This window comes from Burkholderia sp. BCC1999 (assembly GCF_905339975.1).
Classification (GTDB): domain Bacteria; phylum Pseudomonadota; class Gammaproteobacteria; order Burkholderiales; family Burkholderiaceae; genus Burkholderia.
Window position 1 is genome coordinate 1 of sequence record NZ_CAJPHP010000049.1, and the last position, 2,223, is coordinate 2,223.

A 2,223-nucleotide genomic window follows, 5' to 3' on the forward strand; every position below is an offset into this window, starting at 1 on the left:
GCAACCGCCGTCATGTTGATGATCCGGCGCACGGTCGCGGCCGGTGTCAGGATGTGGACCGGCTTGGCCGCGCCGAGCAGGAACGGGCCGACCGTCACGCCTTCGCCGCCGACCATCTTCAGCAGGTTGTACGCGATGTTCGCCGCTTCGACGTTCGGCATGATCAGCAGGTTTGCTTCGCCCGACAGCGTCGTGCCCGGGAACGCCTGCTTGCGGATCAGTTCCGACAGCGCTGCGTCACCGTGCATTTCACCGTCGACTTCCAGGTTCGGCGCACGTTCGACGATCAGCTTGCGGGCTTCGGCCATCCGGCGCGACGACGCCGACGGCGCGCTGCCGAAGTTCGAGTTCGACAGCAGCGCGGCCTTCGGCGCGATGCCGAAGCGCTCGATCTCGGCCGCGGCCTGGATCGTCATGTCGGCGAGCTGCTCGGCGCTCGGCAGTTCGTTCACGTACGTGTCGCACACGAACAGGTTGCGGCCCGGCAGCATCAGCAGGTTCATCGCGGCGAAGTGCTCGGCGCCCTTCGCGCGGCCCAGCACCTGCTCGATAAACTTCAGGTGGCTGTGGAACGTGTCGATCATGCCGCAGATCATCCCGTCCGCGTCGCCCAGATGCACGAGCATCGCGCCGATCAGCGTGTTGAACTTGCGCATCGCTGCCTTCGCGACTTCCGGCGTCACGCCGTCGCGCGCACCGATTTCCTGATACGCCTGCCAGTAGCGGTGGTAGCGCGCATCGTCTTCCGGATCGACGATTTCGAAATCGACGCCGGCCTTCAGCTTCGAGCCGATCTTCGCGAGGCGCATGTCGACAACCGACGGACGGCCGACGATGATCGGCTTGGCGATCTTTTCCTGCAGCACGAATTGCGCGGCGCGCAGCACGCGCTCGTCCTCGCCCTCGGCGAACACGATGCGGGCCTGCTTCTGCTTCGCGGTCGCGAACACCGGCCGCATCACCATGCCCGTGCGGTAGACGGTCGCGCCGAGCTGCTCGCGGTACGCGTCCATGTCCTGGATCGGACGCGTGGCGACGCCCGAATCCATCGCGGCTTGCGCCACGGCCGGCGCGATCTTGATGATCAGGCGCGGGTCGAACGGCTTCGGAATCAGGTAGTCCGGCCCGAATTCGAGCGAGTGGCCTTCATACGCCTTCGCGACTTCCTCGCTCTGGTCGGTTTCCTCGGCCAGCTCGGCGATCGCGCGCACGCACGCGAGCTTCATTTCTTCCGTGATCGTCGTCGCGCCGACATCGAGCGCGCCGCGGAAGATGAACGGGAAGCACAGGACGTTGTTGACCTGGTTCGGGTAGTCCGAACGGCCGGTCGCGACGATCGCGTCCGGGCGCACGGCCTTCGCGTCTTCCGGGCGGATTTCCGGTTCCGGGTTCGCAAGCGCCAGGATCAGCGGGCGGTCGCCCATCGTCTTGACCATGTCCTGCTTCAGCACGCCCGCGCTCGAGCAGCCGAGGAACACGTCCGCACCGACGATCGCGTCGGCGAGCGTGCGCGCGTCGGTGGTCGCCGCATAACGCTGCTTCGACGGGTCGAGGTTGCCGCGCCCTTCGTAGATCACGCCCTTCGAATCGGTGACGAGGATGTTCGACTTCGTCAGGCCGAGGTTCACCAGCAGGTCCAGACACGCGATGGCCGCGGCGCCGGCGCCCGAGCACACGAGCTTCACTTCGGACAGCTTCTTGCCGACGACCTTCAGGCCGTTCAGGATCGCGGCCGACGCGATGATCGCGGTGCCGTGCTGGTCATCGTGGAAGACGGGGATCTTCATGCGCTCGCGCAGCTTCTGCTCGATGTAGAAGCACTCCGGCGCCTTGATGTCCTCGAGGTTGATGCCGCCGAGCGTCGGCTCGAGCATCGCGATCGCCTCGACGAGCTTGTCCGGATCGGTCTCCGACAGTTCGATGTCGAACACGTCGATGCCCGCGAATTTCTTGAACAGGCAGCCCTTGCCTTCCATCACCGGCTTCGACGCGAGCGGGCCGATGTTGCCGAGGCCGAGCACCGCCGTGCCGTTCGTCACGACGCCGACGAGGTTGCCGCGCGACGTGTACTTCTGCGCGTCGAGCGGCTCTTCGTAGATCGCCATGCACGCCGCGGCGACGCCCGGCGAATACGCGAGCGACAGATCGAGCTGGTTCGACAGCGGCTTGGTCGGGGTGACCGAAATCTTGCCGGGTTTCGGATTCTGGTGATAAGCGAGAGCG

Annotated in this window: 1 protein-coding gene; it reads right to left on the bottom strand. The window is 65.9% G+C overall.

The window, feature by feature from the left end; all coding sequences use genetic code 11:
• Positions 1-2,223, bottom strand: a 2,223-nt coding sequence (locus U5809_RS34455; protein WP_322089833.1) for an NADP-dependent malic enzyme, incomplete at both ends; no start/stop codon positions are given.